The organism is Kandleria sp. (assembly GCF_017934775.1).
GTDB lineage: Bacteria > Bacillota_I > Bacilli_A > Erysipelotrichales > Coprobacillaceae > Kandleria > Kandleria vitulina.
The window spans coordinates 1-13587 of the sequence record NZ_JAGBIX010000062.1; the positions used below are offsets into that span (position 1 = coordinate 1).

General features: G+C 35.9%; 15 protein-coding genes. 14 read left to right on the forward strand and 1 reads right to left on the reverse strand.

Annotation, left to right across the window (positions count from 1 at the left end; translation table 11 throughout):
- The first annotated feature begins 152 nt into the window (after positions 1–152).
- The 9 genes from J6L95_RS06505 to J6L95_RS06545 all read left to right on the forward strand — a co-directional run bounded on the left by J6L95_RS06505 (position 153) and on the right by J6L95_RS06545 (position 8712).
- On the forward strand, positions 153–932 hold the full coding sequence (locus J6L95_RS06505) for an alpha/beta hydrolase (protein ID WP_287458535.1): 780 nt from the start codon (positions 153–155) through the stop codon (positions 930–932).
- Positions 925–1731 carry an HAD family hydrolase gene (locus J6L95_RS06510; protein ID WP_287458536.1) on the forward strand — a complete coding sequence of 269 codons (807 nt, stop codon included), beginning with the start codon at positions 925–927 and terminating at the stop codon, positions 1729–1731. The genes J6L95_RS06505 and J6L95_RS06510 overlap by 8 nt, the downstream gene beginning before the upstream one ends.
- 11 nt (positions 1732–1742) lie before the next feature.
- Positions 1743–2576, forward strand: coding sequence for a Cof-type HAD-IIB family hydrolase (locus J6L95_RS06515; RefSeq protein WP_074624587.1), 834 nt, complete (start codon positions 1743–1745; stop codon positions 2574–2576).
- Positions 2563–3216, forward strand: coding sequence for a uracil-DNA glycosylase (locus tag J6L95_RS06520; protein WP_029071209.1), 654 nt, complete (start codon positions 2563–2565; stop codon positions 3214–3216). Before J6L95_RS06515 ends, J6L95_RS06520 begins: the two co-directional genes overlap by 14 nt.
- The gene (locus J6L95_RS06525) at positions 3216–4418 is read left to right on the forward strand and encodes a bifunctional folylpolyglutamate synthase/dihydrofolate synthase (protein WP_287458537.1); all 1203 of its coding nucleotides are present in this window, start codon (positions 3216–3218) and stop codon (positions 4416–4418) included. Before J6L95_RS06520 ends, J6L95_RS06525 begins: the two co-directional genes overlap by 1 nt.
- 140 nt (positions 4419–4558) lie before the next feature.
- On the forward strand, positions 4559–5689 hold the full coding sequence (locus tag J6L95_RS06530) for a glucose-1-phosphate adenylyltransferase (RefSeq protein WP_287458538.1): 1131 nt from the start codon (positions 4559–4561) through the stop codon (positions 5687–5689).
- 5 nt (positions 5690–5694) lie between these two features.
- Positions 5695–6804, forward strand: coding sequence for a glucose-1-phosphate adenylyltransferase subunit GlgD (gene glgD / locus J6L95_RS06535; RefSeq protein ID WP_287458539.1), 1110 nt, complete (start codon positions 5695–5697; stop codon positions 6802–6804).
- On the forward strand, positions 6804–8234 hold the full coding sequence (gene glgA / locus J6L95_RS06540) for a glycogen synthase GlgA (RefSeq protein WP_074686003.1): 1431 nt from the start codon (positions 6804–6806) through the stop codon (positions 8232–8234). Before glgD ends, glgA begins: the two co-directional genes overlap by 1 nt.
- Before the next feature lie 43 nt (positions 8235–8277).
- Entirely contained in the window at positions 8278–8712 is a 435-nt protein-coding gene (locus J6L95_RS06545; RefSeq protein WP_287458540.1) for an LURP-one-related family protein, read from the forward strand.
- A 20-nt stretch (positions 8713–8732) separates the two neighbouring features.
- On the opposite strand, the gene J6L95_RS06550 is transcribed toward J6L95_RS06545, so the two are convergent.
- A complete protein-coding gene (locus J6L95_RS06550) occupies positions 8733–9935 on the reverse strand; it encodes a class I SAM-dependent rRNA methyltransferase (RefSeq protein ID WP_287458541.1) in 1203 nt (400 codons plus the stop codon).
- A gap of 300 nt (positions 9936–10235) precedes the next feature.
- Here J6L95_RS06550 and cysS point away from each other — a divergent pair, with 300 nt between their 5' ends.
- The 5 genes from cysS (at position 10236) to rpmG (ending at position 13572) form a co-directional block, all read left to right on the forward strand.
- A complete protein-coding gene (cysS, locus tag J6L95_RS06555; protein ID WP_287458542.1) occupies positions 10236–11579 on the forward strand; it encodes a cysteine--tRNA ligase in 1344 nt (447 codons plus the stop codon).
- Complete coding sequence (locus J6L95_RS06560; RefSeq protein ID WP_029071079.1) at positions 11579–11977, forward strand: Mini-ribonuclease 3; 399 nt, start codon at positions 11579–11581, stop codon at positions 11975–11977. Before cysS ends, J6L95_RS06560 begins: the two co-directional genes overlap by 1 nt.
- An 18-nt stretch (positions 11978–11995) precedes the next feature.
- Complete coding sequence (rlmB, locus tag J6L95_RS06565) at positions 11996–12715, forward strand: 23S rRNA (guanosine(2251)-2'-O)-methyltransferase RlmB (protein WP_287458543.1); 720 nt, start codon at positions 11996–11998, stop codon at positions 12713–12715.
- Positions 12716–12731: 16 nt separating this feature from the next.
- A complete protein-coding gene (locus tag J6L95_RS06570; protein WP_287458544.1) occupies positions 12732–13349 on the forward strand; it encodes a sigma-70 family RNA polymerase sigma factor in 618 nt (205 codons plus the stop codon).
- Between the two features lie 73 nt (positions 13350–13422).
- Positions 13423–13572: a 50S ribosomal protein L33 gene (gene rpmG, locus J6L95_RS06575; RefSeq protein WP_029071082.1), complete on the forward strand. Its 150-nt coding sequence runs from the start codon at positions 13423–13425 to the stop codon at positions 13570–13572.
- Positions 13573–13587: the final 15 nt, after the last annotated feature.

The following is a 13587-nucleotide window of genomic DNA, read 5'->3' on the forward strand; positions in this document are numbered from 1 at the left end:
TAAATCTTTGTCGTAAGGGGCGGTGTCAACCGTCCCATGATGCGACCCCACGGAAGTTACACCGACAAAATGTAGGAGTTATTGCAACGAACTACAGGGGAGTCGCAAGCCACGTACCTTTAGGTGCGTGGTAGTTGACAAGGGAGCTTATTATGTTTACAAATGTGTTTTATAGGTTTTCTAAATATAACAGAGTAAAAAATATTACCATCTATGTTCCTGATGATGCGAGTGAAGAAAAGCGTTATCCGGTTCTTTATATTAACGATGGTCAGAATGCTTTTTTTGATGAAAATTCATACATGGGAGTATCATGGGGATTTTATGATTATGTAAAAGAACATGGGGATTGCTGTATCATGGTCGCCATTGACTGTGTTTTTGATGAAATAGGACGTATGGATGAATATGGTCCATGGAAAGTGAAGCGTTCTATTAGAAAAAAATTGCATATAGAAGAGAAGACAGGCGGTCAGGGAGATGACTATGTGAAATGGATCATCAATGAATTAAAGCCATTTATTGATGATAACTATCCTACTATAAAGCATGATTGTGCAATGGTAGGTTCTTCGATGGGAGGCGTCATTACTGCCTATGCCTGCTTTGCTTATCCGAAGGTTTTTAAGAAAGGGGCAGCTCTTTCAACAGCCTTCTTTATTTATCCTCATGAATTTAAGCGCTTACTAAAAAGAGCTGATCTTTCTTCATCTTCTTTCTATTTTGATTGTGGTGATGAAGAAGGACATGAAGATAGTCAAATGAGTCAGATCTATATTGAATCACAAGATGCAATTAGAGCACAGCTTAAGAATAAGAAAGGAAACTTCGCGTATCATTTCTTTACGCATACGACTCATAATGAAGAAGCTTGGCGCAAGCGTGTGCCGCTCTTTATGCATTTTTTATTTGAGGAGGATCATCATGTATAAGCTGGTCTTATCAGATTTAGATGAAACATTGATAGTCAATCACCGTGTTCCAGAATTTAATCGGAAGGCTGTATTGAAGGCTAGAGAAAAAGGTGTTAAGTTTGTAGTCTGTACAGGAAGAAGTCAAATGATGATTGATGATATTCTTCGTGATCTTTCTACTTATGATCAAAAAGAAGAATATTCTATCTGCTTTAACGGAGGATTGGTGATGGAGAATAAGAATAAAAGAATTCTTCATTTTCACCCACTGGATTATAAGAAAGCAGAGATTATTCATAGAGAAGGAATAAGAAGGGGTCTTTGTATTATCTTGTTTACCATTGATCATTGTTTTCTTATTCATCCTATTGAAAGTGAAATACAAAGAAAAATTGCTCAGAAGGCAGCTTATACTATCATCGAAGATGATGATTTTACACGCTTTAAGGACAAGAAGATTGCGAAGATTCTTCTTGTAAAAGATGATATGGATTATCTAAAACAATTAAGAGATGAAGTTGGTCCCCTTGTAGAAGGAGTAGAACTCTCATTTTCTTCTAATCGCTATATGGAATGTACTAGCGAAGGGGTTAATAAGGGAGAAGGACTAAGATGGCTGGCTGATTATCTGCATATAGATATTAAAGATACCATTGCGATTGGTGACAATTACAATGATGTCACAATGCTTGAATGTGCTGGTATTGGTGCTTGTGTTTCTAGCAGCAATGATGATATTAAGGCTATTTCTGATTATATCTGTCAACATGATTACGGGGATGGCGCAGTCAAGGAAGTATTAGAAAAATTTATTTAAGGAGAATGTGTATGGCATACAAGTTGGTAGCGATGGATCTAGATGAAACATTGCTTAATGATGATCATGTAGTTCCCGAAGAAAACTTAAAATGGATTCGTAAAGCCAGAAAAGATTATGGCGTGCGATTTGTGGCAGCGACAGGAAGAGGATTCTGTCAGATTGTACCGGAATTAAAACAGCTTGGCATTTATGATGCTAAAGATGAATATACACTTTCTTTTAATGGTGGTGCCATTACTGAAAATAAAGATAATAGAATGATTTCCTGGAGGGGGCTTTCTTTTGATAAGATGAAAGAAATTTTTACCTTCGGATTAACTAAGGATGTCTGTATTCACGTTTATACTGATACGACCCTTTATGTCTACAATTTAAGTGAAGATGAAAAGGAACGTTTAACTAAACAGAAGCTTGGAGAAGTCTATCCTAAAGAGAATAGTGTCGATTTTTTAAAAAATGAAAAAATTGCTAAAATTCTATTTCAGAATGTGAATGTAGATTATCTTAAATCATTAGAAAATGAAATTATGCCCATTACAAAAGGATATTGTGAAATAAGCTATTCTTCAAACCGCTATATGGAATTCAATGCCAAAGGTGTAGATAAAGGTAGCGGTCTTAGAGAACTTGCGGAAAAGTTAAATATTTCTATTGAAGAGACGATAGCTGTGGGTGATAATTATAACGACTTAGCCATGCTGAAGGCGGCGGGATTGTCAGTAGCTGCACAAAATGCGGTGGATGAAGTCAAGGATATCTGTGATTATGTAACGATAGCCGATAACAATGAAGGAGTTATTGCGGAATTAATTCGTAAATATATTTATCATGAGAACATTTGAAAAAATTATTAATGAAGAATCTCAGCAGTCTTATTTTAAGACACTTAAAGCATTCGTTGATCGTGAGTATGAAGAAAAGACCATCTTTCCACCACGTGATGAAATATACAGTGCTTTTCGCTATGCTGATTATGAAGATATAAAGGTCGTGATTATTGGGCAGGATCCCTATCATGAACTGCATCAGGCAAACGGCTTGGCTTTTAGTGTAAGCAAGGAAGTGAAGATTCCACCTTCACTAAGAAATATCTATAAGGAAGCTATGCAGGATGTTGGCATTCCAGAACCCCATTCTGGTGATTTAACACCATGGGCTAAACAAGGAGTGCTTCTTATTAATACTGTATTGACAGTAGAAGAAGGAAAAGCTAACGCTCATAAGGGGAAAGGCTGGGAGATTTTTACTGACCATATTATTGAAAAGATGAATGAAAGAGAAAAACCTTTGGTTTTTATCTTATGGGGAAGACAGGCCCAAAATAAAGCAGGCATGATTGATTCACGTCATTGTGTAATCAAGAGTGCTCATCCCTCACCGCTAAGTGCTTCACGTGGTTTCTTTGGTTCTAAGCCATTCTCACGTGCTAATGCATTTTTAGAATCAATACAGGTTGAACCGATTGACTGGAGGATAGAATAATGTTTAATAATATTAAAGACGCTGTGGCTTACATCGAGTCAAAAAGAAATAAAAGAACTGTTGATCAATTTAGAGATACTTTACGTTCTTTAGAAATTAATATGAAACAGCATAATATGATTCATGTTGCTGGAACAAACGGGAAGGGATCAACGGTCAATTATCTGCGTGCTATTCTCAATGCCAATGGGTATCGTGTAGGGACATTTACTTCTCCTTACCTAAAGAAACACAATGATCGCATCTGTATTGATAATGAGCCAATCAGTGATGAAGATTTACTCAAGTATATCAATAAATACTATGATGTAATTGAAAAAGAAGATATGTCGATGTTTGAAATTGATACGATGATATGTCTTGCTTATTTTCAAGATCAAGAATTAGATTATCGTATCATTGAATGCGGTATTGGGGGAGAACATGATAAGACCAATGTCATTGATCCAATTATCTCTGTTATTACCAATATCGGATTGGATCATATGGATACAATCGGTCCTTCTCTTTATGATATTATCAATGAGAAGATGGGTATTATTAAGCCCGGTCAGCTTTTTATCACATCTGAAATCTCAGGTACTGTTTTAGCGAGATTACAGGAACAATGTGATGCGATGGATGCCCGTATGATCGTTGTGCCAGAATATGAGATTTCTGGTTATCCATTCTATTTTGTTTATCGTGATATGGAGTTTACTTTAAAGAATCAGGCTGCCTATCAGGTAACAAATGCAAGATTGGCTTTAACGATTGTCAATCAGCTTATTCGCGTAAATCCTGAAGCGACTGTATCAGCGGTAGAGAACACCATCTGGGCAGGTCGTTTTGAAACAATAGAACGAGATGGACACACTTTCATTATTGATGGTGCACATAATATGCCAGCAATTGATGCCTTGATGAAAACATTGAAATTCTACAAGGATAAAAAGGCGTGTATTGTGTATGCAACACTTCGACAAGAGCAGGCAACATTGATGGTTTCGAAGCTTGAAGAACTAGGCTTGCCTTTAATCATGACTTCATTTGAAGATGAACGTATCGTGGACTTAAGTCACGTAGAAATAGACGAAAATGTTTCATATATAGATGATTTTAAAGTGGCCCTTGAAAGTGCACAAGAAAATTACGAAATTGTATTTGTGACCGGATCACTGCATTTTATTTCTCAGGTAAGAGCTTTTCTAAAGGAGAACTAGAGTTAATCTAGTTCTTTTTTCATTAACATTACATTTGTAATAAATTTTAATAATATGAAAATGAACCTATCATATCATTTTTTATTGTGATAAAATGAAATAGTAGGTAAGCGATTTCAAGTAAACAGGAGGAATGAAAAATGGGAAAAGAATTAGTTGCAATGATTCTTGCTGGAGGCCGTGGCTCTAGATTAAAAGCCTTAACAGCAAAAGTTGCAAAACCAGCCGTTCATTTTGGCGGAAAATATCGTATTATCGACTTTCCTTTGAGTAACTGTGCCAACTCAGGGATTGATGTAGTCGGTGTTTTGACACAGTATGAATCAGTTGAATTAGGTTCATATGTCGGTGTTGGAACAAAATGGGGATTAGATGGCAATAGCAGTGCTGCTGCAATTTTACCAGCTCGCGAGAGAGACGAAGTTGGTGCTACATGGTACGCTGGTACAGCTGATGCCATTGCACAGAATATTGAATTCTTGGATGCTTATGATCCAGAATATGTATTGATCTTATCAGGGGATCATATTTACAAGATGGATTATGATGAAATGTTAGCGGCACATAAAGAAAAAGGTGCTGACTTAACTGTTGCGGTACTTAATGTATCAATGAAGGAAGCAAGTCGTTTTGGTATTATGAATACTAATGATGACCTTTCAATCTATGAATTCGAAGAAAAGCCTGAGAAGCCTAAATCTACATTAGCTTCAATGGGTATCTATATCTTTACTTACAAACAGTTAAGAAAATATTTGAAGGCAGATGCGAAGAAGAAAGATTCACATCATGACTTTGGTATGGATATTATTCCAGCTATGCTTGCGGATAACAAAAAACTATTTGTATATGAATTCAAGGGTTACTGGAAGGACGTTGGAACTGTTGAATCATTATGGCAGGCAAACATGGACTTATTGCATGATACAGAATTAGATCTTTATAATATCAAGAAAGATTGGAAAATCTATTCTGAAGATACTTTAGCTAAACCACAGCTTATTGGTTTAGATGCTAAAATCAAGAATTCCCTTGTTACTCAGGGATGTATGGTTGATGGTGAAGTAGAAGGATCAGTTCTTTTCAATAATGTAAGTGTTGGAGCCACTGCAAAAGTTGTTGATTCTGTCTTGATGCCAGGGGTTCTTGTCGAGGAAGGTGCTGAAGTGTATAAGGCAATCATCGATGAAAATGTGATCATTAAAGCTGGTCAAGTGATTAATAAAGAAGCAAAGGAAGTTGCTCTTGTCAGCAACAATGATAGGGGGTAAGCAAGATGGCAAAAGTAGTAGGACTTGTCAATTTACATTCAAACGTTGATTTAAAGGGATTGACTGAAAGAAGACCTGTAGCCTCTGTTAGCTTCCTAGGTCGTTATGGAATTATTGATTTCGTGCTTTCTAACTTCTCTAATTCACAGATTGATAATGTAGGGATCTTGATTAAAGAGAAACCTAGATCATTGTTTAAACATTTAAGCAATGGCAATGCATGGAACTTTAACTCTAAACGTGGTGGTGTGCAGCTTTTATACGATGAAAAGTTTGCAAATAATAATATGTACAACCACGATATTAATAATATTCTTGAAAATATCGCTTTCATCGAAAAAAATAAGCCTGATTATGTAGTAATCTCTCCTGCCCATATCATTACAACAATGGACTTTAGTGAAGCTATCAAGGCACATAGTCAATCTGGTGCTGAAATTTCTATTGTCTATAAGAAAATCAAGAATGCGAATGAAACATTCATTGGTTCTGATTTCTTAAAAGTTAAAGATGGTGTTGTACAGGCAATTGATAAGAATAAAGGAAATATTAAGAATCGCGCTATTTCTTTGGAAACTTATATCTTCAATACGAATGCATTAATTAAATTGTTGAAGAAAGCACAAAAAGTATCGACATTCTTTGATTTAAGAGATATCTTATCTTATGTATTGGATGAAAAGAAAATCAATGCATATGAATTTAAAGGGTTCGCTGCAATCATTGATTCATTTGAAGCTTACTTTAAAGTATGTCAGAGTTTCTTGAATATTGATGTTTCTACAAAAGTATTTAAGAATAACTGGCCAATCTTTACAAATACAAATGATACACCACCAACAAAGTATTTAAAGAATGCAGATGTTCAGAATTCATTTGTAGCTAATGGTGCTGTTATTGATGGTACTGTTTCAGGATGTATCATTGGACGTGAAGTTTCAATTGGCAAAGGTGCTGTTGTTAAGAACAGTATTATCTTCTCTGGTGCTAAAGTTGAAGCTGATGCAGTGCTTGAAAATGTCATTGTAGATAAGGATGCACGTATTAAAAAGATTAAGAAATTAAAAGGATCTGCAGATGAACCACTGTATGTAAAAGAAGGAGACGTTGTTTAATGAGAATTGTATTCGCTGCTGGGGAAGCTCAGCCCTTCATTAAATCAGGAGGTCTTGCGGATGTCATTGGATCATTGCCAAAATCTTTAGCTCAAAAAGGTCATGAATGTTATGTTATTTTACCAAAGTACGCAGACTTGAAAATGTCTGATCGTTTAGAGTATGTGACAAACTTCTACTTATGGGTCGGATGGAGACGCTGCTATTGTGGTGTTTTCAAGGCTGTGGTAGATGGTGTTACTTATTTCTTTGTAGATAATGAACAGTATTTCAAGAGACCAGGACTTTATGGTTATGATGACGATAATGAAAGATTTGCATTCTATGACTTTGCTGTATTGGAATGTTTATCTCGTCTGGATATTATGCCAGATATTCTTTCATTGCATGATTGGCAGGCTGCCATGATTGCACCGCTTTATAAAGAAAAATATTGTTATTACAATTTCTATGGTGGCGTAAAGGTGACTTTCACAATTCACAATATTGCCTACCAGGGAAAATGTGATCCAACGCTATTGCAGGATCTGTTTGGTTTAGATAATTATCTTTACTACAATGGAAATGTCAGAAATGATGGCTGCATGAATATGATGAAAGCAGCTATTGTATATGCTGATGCAGTAACAACTGTTTCTCCTACATATGCCAACGAAATATTGACAGATGCTTATGGAGAAGGATTACAGAGCATTCTTTCTATGAGAAGACACGATCTTTATGGTATCTTGAATGGAATCGATTATGACTTAATTAATCCTGCAACAGATCCAGATATCGCATTCAACTTTGATGCGACTGATGTAAAAGAGAAGAAGAGAGAAAACAAGATGGCTCTTCAAAGAGAAGTAGGTCTACCAGAAAATCCTGATATACCGCTTATCGGTATTGTTACAAGATTAACATGGCAAAAAGGACTTGACCTTATCATCAATCAGTTCGAAGAACTAATGAATAGAGATGTACAGGTTGTCGTACTTGGTGCAGGTGATGCGAAGTATGAAGAACCACTCAAAGGTTTTGCTGGCTATCATAATGAAAAGTTCTCTCTTAATCTAAAATATGATGCTGGATTGGCACAGCGTATCTATGCCTCTTCAGATATCTTCCTGATGCCTTCACTATTTGAACCATGTGGTTTATCACAGATGATGGCATTGCGTTATGGCTCAGTACCAATTGTACGTGAGACAGGAGGACTTAAAGATTCTGTTGAATCATTTAATGAATATGATCAGACAGGTACAGGCTTTAGCTTTACAAACTATAATGCCCACGAAATGATGTATATCATTGATTATGCACTTCGTATCTATAATGAACACAGAGATATGTGGGATGGCATTGTACAAAGAGCTATGGCTTCTAAACTTGACTGGGATCAGTCATCAGATGAATATCTAAGAGTCTTTGAATCATTGTTATACTAATAAGACAGGGCTTATGGCCCTGTCTTTTCATGAAAGGATTATTATGAAGTACTATTATAATGATCATATATTAACGTGGCCAGATCATTTTGTGATCTGTGATGAAGATGGCAATCAAGTATTTGAAGTATCATGTAAGCTCTCGATAGGACATGTGATGACCATTTCATCAAGTGAAGGAAAACGTGTCCTCTCAGACACCATTTCCTCCTGGTTGCCTGCTTTTAAGATTTCAGAAGAAGATAAAGAGATAGGTGTCATGAAAAGAGTCTTTAGTTTGCGTTTTGAGAAATATGACTTCTTGTTTCATGGATTATATGTTCGAGGAGACTTTCTTGATTCTAACTACGATATCATGAAAGCAGGGCAGTGCGTTGGTCACTACGAAGTTGTGAATAATCGTATTATCATCAATACTGATGACTTGGATGTCATTACTTTTGTATTAGGTATTGAAGCATTAAAAAGTTTAAGATAAAAAAATAGCAGTATAAACTGCTATTTTTCATCTACAACCTGGAAAATCAGGAATTTAAGATATGATGAGTTTTCATCACCCCAAAGAATAGGATGATCAGGAGACTGCTGACGGCATTCTACTTGTCTTAATCTCTTATGTACTGACTTAGCAGCTTGAGCGATGGCTTTCTTGAAGTTTTCTTCATCCATGAAATGTGAACATGTACAAGTTGCAAGATATCCACCATCCTTGACAAGCTTTAAGCCACGCATATTGATTTCACGATATCCCTTGATCGCATTCTTGATTGAACTTCTTGACTTCGTAAAAGCAGGTGGATCAAGAATTACAACATCGAATGTTTCATTCTTTTCTTCAAGTTCAGGAAGGAAATCAAAGACATCATGACATTCAAACTTAACAGTATTTTCTAAATGATTAAGTTTAGCATTCTCACTGGCAAGACTGACCGCTAATTCAGAAGCGTCAACACCAAGTACACTCTTTGCTCCAGCAATACCAGCGTTAAGGGCAAATGTACCGATGTATGTGAAACAGTCCAATACTTTAGCATCTTTTACTAGTGACTGAATAGCTAGACGGTTGTATTTCTGATCAAGGAAGAAACCTGTCTTTTGTCCGTTTTCTACATCAATCATATATTTGACATTGTTTTCAGTGATCATAAAGCGTGTTTCAAATGGTTCACCAATAAACCCTTTAACACGTTCTAATCCTTCTTTTTTACGTTCCTTGGCATCACTTCGTTCATAGACTCCACGGATGATTATGTCATCTTCTTTAAGAATATCTTTTAATAAATCAATAAGAAGAAGCTTGTAGGCTTCCATACCAAGAGTAAGGCACTGAATTACAAGGATATCTTCAAATTTATCAATGGTGATGCCAGGCAAAAAATCAGCATCTCCAAAGACAATACGACAAGAAGATGTATCGACAGTTTTCTTTCGATATTCCCATGCGTTAGCTAAGCGCATTCTGAAGAACTCTTCATCGATGTTAGTGTCTTTTCGAGTAAGCAGACGAACTCTGATTTTTGAATTCTGATTGATGTATCCAATTCCAAGAGGATAATGGTTGAATGCTTCTACTTTAACAAGAGCACCATTCTTAAAATGCCCTTTAATAGTATCTATTTCATTATCAAAGACCCATAGTCCTCCTTGTGATAAAGTACGTCCTTCACCTTTTTTTAATGTTACTACTGTATTAATACTCATGCGTATCTCCCTTCTTTCAAATCGATTATACATGATATCTTTAAAAAACAAAATGATTCTTGTGTTTTGCTTGTCACAAGCTAGTGAATTTGGTATATTGAAATTAAATTAGAAGTAAGAATGAAAAAATGGGATATACAATAGAGAGAGCTAACTGGTGAAAATGCTCGTATTGAATATTTTGGATGCCCTTGCTTGAGTCTTTTTAAAAGAAAGAACGTGCTACTTGCGTTAAAAGTATGAGCTATGGTAAGGTGGACTATCTTTGCCATATGCTCTTTTTATTAGGAGGAAAATAACATGAAAGTTTTTAATTCGTTGACAAATAAGAAGGAAGAACTCACTCCCCTTAAAGATGGACAAGTATCAATGTATGTATGTGGACCAACTGTCTACAACTATGTTCATATTGGAAATACAAGACCGATGATCACATTTGATTTATTAAGACGTACTCTTGAATATCTAGGAGAAAAAGTTATCTATGTTTCAAATTATACTGACGTAGATGACAAGATCATCAAACAGGCTAAAAAAGAAGGGGTCAGTGAAAAAGAACTGACTGATAAGTACATTAAGGCATATGAAGAAGTAAGAGATGGTCTTCATCTTTTAACACCAAGCTATACGCCAAGAGTTACTGAAACGATGGATAAGATCATCCATTTTATTGAAGTGCTAATTGAAAAGGGATATGCCTATGAAAAAGATGGCGATGTCTACTTTAGAGTCACTAAGATTCCTAGCTATGGAGAATTGTCAGGAATCAAGGTAGAAGATCTGATTCAGGGTGCTAGTGAACGTACTTTAACTGAAGATGATAAGAAAAAAGAATCATCATTGGATTTTGCTTTATGGAAAAAGACAGATGAAGGTATTCAGTTTGATTCACCATGGTCAAAAGGGAGACCAGGATGGCATACAGAATGTGTTGTAATGATTAATGATATATTTGAAGAAGGACATATCGATATCCATGCTGGAGGACATGACTTAAAGTTCCCTCATCATGAAAATGAGATGGCACAATCTGTCGCTTACAGTGGACATCATATCGCAGATACATGGATGCATAACCAGATGATCAATATTAATGGAGAAAAGATGTCCAAGTCTTTAGGTAATGTACTTTGGGCTAAAGATCTATTAAATGAGTTAGGATGCAATGTGTATAAATGGTTAATGTTATCAACGCATTATAGAAATCCACTTAACTTCACTGATGAAGTATTAAACAATGTAAAAAAAGAAGTCGCAAAAGTGGAAAATGTTGTGAAGAGTGCTTCATTGTATTTAGCAGTTAATCATGTAGAAAAAGAAGAAGCACGCAAAGAAACAGTTGACCATATGGTAATGGCATTAGCTGATGATTTAAATTCATCATTGGCATTAACAGAAATTCTTGATCAGGTCAAAGTATTGAACCAGGTCATGAGAACAAGAGAAAAAGATAATGCGGCTATTGCTAAAGAATATGCGACATTAATGAAAATGACTGATGTCATGGGATTTGCTTTTAAAGGCGTTGAATTAAGTGAAGAAGATATTGATCTTTACAATGAATGGAATGCCTATAAGAAAGAAAAGAACTTTGAAGAAGCTGATCGTGTGAGAGGGTTATTGATAGAAAGAGGTATTCTTTAATGAGACCTGAACTTCTCAATGCATTAACACTCGCTTATCTTGGAGATGCTATTTTTGAAGTCTATATTAGAGAATATTTAGTCATTGAAAAACAGATTGTAAAGCCTAATGACTTGCAGAAAGCAGCGGTGGATTATGTTAGTGCCTATGCGCAAGCAGGCTTTATGAAAGCAGCTATGGAAAATGGCTGGCTTACTGATGAAGAGATATCAATCTATAAGCGAGGAAGAAATACTAAGGGTCATGGGGCCAAGAATAAGAAGACGATTGTTCATAATCAGTCTTCTGGTTTTGAAGCTATTATTGGTCATCTTTATCTTGAAGAAAGACATGATCGTATTAAGGAAATTGTCAATTTCTACAAAAAGTGGGTCGATTTCGACAAAAATCAATCATAAGAAACAAAGAGGTGTAATATGAAAGAGTGGGTTTATGGCAGAAATACTGTCAGAGAATTATTAAAGAATGGAAAGGTTAGTCAGATTCTTATTCAGAAGAATACGAATAAGGATTTGATGGATCTTTGCAAGAAATATAAAAAGACATTCAAGATGAGTGATAAAAAAGAATTGAATGACTTGGTTGGCCACGTTGTCCATCAGGGTGTAGCTGCGCTTGTAGAAAGCTACGATTATGCCAGCTTGGATGAGATTCTTTCATCTATCCCAGAAGGGAAAGCACCTTGTCTTCTTATGCTAGATGGTTTAGAAGATCCACATAACCTTGGCGCTATTTTGAGAACCTGTGATGCAGTTGGTGTAGATGGCGTTATCATTGGTAAGAAGAGAAGCGTTGGCTTGACATCAACTGTCGCAAAGGTTTCAACTGGTGCTATTGATCATGTGAAGGTAGCTCAGGTGACAAACTTGACAAGAACTTTAGATGAACTTAAAAAGATGGGATACTGGGCTGTTGCTTGTGAAAATGAACGTGCTCAGGACTATCGCCAAGTTGATTATAATATGCCGCTTGTATTGGTCATCGGTTCAGAAGGAAGCGGTATTTCAAGATTAGTTAAGCAAAATTGTGATATCAATGTCGTATTGCCGATGGTAGGACATGTCACATCGCTTAATGCCTCTGTTGCTACAGCGGTGCTTTTATACCAGGTCTATAATTCACGTCACCCATTATAATAAAGGGGGATTTGTTATGGATAATGCTGAAGTGCAAGAATTAATTTATTTATCAAGATGTGGAAGTGCTTTAGCTATGAGGAACATTTATGCGTATTATTATCGCATAATGATTAAAATTGCACATCGTATCTATGCGAATCAATGTAGAGTCATGGATTATGATGACTTGATTCAGATTGGTACATCAATCTTTAAGAATGTGCTATGCAGCTATCGATTAGATGGTGGTGCTAAGTTTAATACGTACGCGAGTGTATGCTGTACAAGAAGAATGCAAAGTGCCATTAAGTCACAGGTAAGACGTCTGTCTTATCTTTCGTTAGATGAGCAATATAAGGATTCATCACGTACATTATTTGATATTGTGGCAGATGGATCTGGGGATTATTCACCAGAAGGACAGTGTCATAAAGAAGAAATGAAGCTTTGTATTCGTGAGTGTCTGTCCCATGTTTCTAAGCGAGATCGCTATATATTTGAAATGGTGAGAATGGGCTATAGTGAAGAGGAAGTTTCACGTCAGCTTCATGTTCCAATTAAGACAGTCTACAATGCCATGTATCGTGTCAGCAAAAAATTGAAGAGCAGCTTATCTCTAGAAAAGAGATATATGAAAAAAGATGTGATGTAATCAATTGAATTTATAAAAGTTATTTGACTCTTACATGTTTATATGATAAATTATAGTGGCTAAGGAGCGGATTATGAGAGAAAAAGTCATTTTAGTATGTACTGAGTGTTTATCTCGTAACTACAGTGTATATAAGAATAAACGTACAAACGTTGAAAGATTGGAATTAAAGAAATATTGTAAGAGATGTGGAAAACATACTCTTCATAGAGAATCTAAATAACAAGGAGGGGACTCT

What these genes read in the sequence shown, in the direction of transcription:
- J6L95_RS06505 (WP_287458535.1), top strand. Translation starts at nt 153, where the DNA reads ATGTTTACAAATGTGTTTTATAGGTTTTCTAAATATAACAGAGTAAAA.
- J6L95_RS06510 (WP_287458536.1), top strand. Translation starts at nt 925, where the DNA reads ATGTATAAGCTGGTCTTATCAGATTTAGATGAAACATTGATAGTCAAT.
- J6L95_RS06515 (WP_074624587.1), top strand. Translation starts at nt 1,743, where the DNA reads ATGGCATACAAGTTGGTAGCGATGGATCTAGATGAAACATTGCTTAAT.
- J6L95_RS06520 (WP_029071209.1), top strand. Translation starts at nt 2,563, where the DNA reads ATGAGAACATTTGAAAAAATTATTAATGAAGAATCTCAGCAGTCTTAT.
- J6L95_RS06525 (WP_287458537.1), top strand. Translation starts at nt 3,216, where the DNA reads ATGTTTAATAATATTAAAGACGCTGTGGCTTACATCGAGTCAAAAAGA.
- J6L95_RS06530 (WP_287458538.1), top strand. Translation starts at nt 4,559, where the DNA reads ATGGGAAAAGAATTAGTTGCAATGATTCTTGCTGGAGGCCGTGGCTCT.
- glgD (WP_287458539.1), top strand. Translation starts at nt 5,695, where the DNA reads ATGGCAAAAGTAGTAGGACTTGTCAATTTACATTCAAACGTTGATTTA.
- glgA (WP_074686003.1), top strand. Translation starts at nt 6,804, where the DNA reads ATGAGAATTGTATTCGCTGCTGGGGAAGCTCAGCCCTTCATTAAATCA.
- J6L95_RS06545 (WP_287458540.1), top strand. Translation starts at nt 8,278, where the DNA reads ATGAAGTACTATTATAATGATCATATATTAACGTGGCCAGATCATTTT.
- J6L95_RS06550 (WP_287458541.1), bottom strand. Translation starts at nt 9,935, where the DNA reads ATGAGTATTAATACAGTAGTAACATTAAAAAAAGGTGAAGGACGTACT.
- cysS (WP_287458542.1), top strand. Translation starts at nt 10,236, where the DNA reads ATGAAAGTTTTTAATTCGTTGACAAATAAGAAGGAAGAACTCACTCCC.
- J6L95_RS06560 (WP_029071079.1), top strand. Translation starts at nt 11,579, where the DNA reads ATGAGACCTGAACTTCTCAATGCATTAACACTCGCTTATCTTGGAGAT.
- rlmB (WP_287458543.1), top strand. Translation starts at nt 11,996, where the DNA reads ATGAAAGAGTGGGTTTATGGCAGAAATACTGTCAGAGAATTATTAAAG.
- J6L95_RS06570 (WP_287458544.1), top strand. Translation starts at nt 12,732, where the DNA reads ATGGATAATGCTGAAGTGCAAGAATTAATTTATTTATCAAGATGTGGA.
- rpmG (WP_029071082.1), top strand. Translation starts at nt 13,423, where the DNA reads ATGAGAGAAAAAGTCATTTTAGTATGTACTGAGTGTTTATCTCGTAAC.